Genomic DNA, 323 nt, shown 5'->3' with positions numbered 1-323 from the left:
GGTACGACCAGTTTTTGTCCTCTGCACCGAGGAACAAAAGTGGCCAAGAAAGCTTCTTCTTTCGCCGCCCTTGGCGGTCTCGTTTACTCCACCGACGCCGGTCGGCATTGCCCCGACTGTGGCCAGCCGGTGGATGCCTGTACCTGCAAGCAGCAGGTCATCCCCGAAGGCGATGGCATTGCCCGTGTGCGCCGTGAAAGCAAAGGCCGCGGCGGCAAGACCGTGACCACCGTCACCGGTGTGCCGTTGCCGCCCGATCAGCTCAAGGAGCTGGCCACCACCCTGAAGCGCCGTTGCGGTACCGGTGGCGCGTTGAAGGATGG

General features: G+C 63.5%; 1 protein-coding gene. It reads left to right on the top strand.

What is annotated here, in order from left to right:
* Window positions 1–39: 39 nt before the first annotated feature.
* Window positions 40–323, top strand: a 284-nt coding sequence (locus tag QWI17_RS16690; protein ID WP_302723661.1) for a translation initiation factor Sui1, incomplete at its 3' end; no start/stop codon positions are given.

This window comes from Gilvimarinus gilvus (assembly GCF_030518155.1).
Taxonomy (GTDB): Bacteria; Pseudomonadota; Gammaproteobacteria; order Pseudomonadales; family Cellvibrionaceae; genus Gilvimarinus; species Gilvimarinus gilvus.
This window is presented reverse-complemented; position numbering and strand designations above follow the sequence as displayed.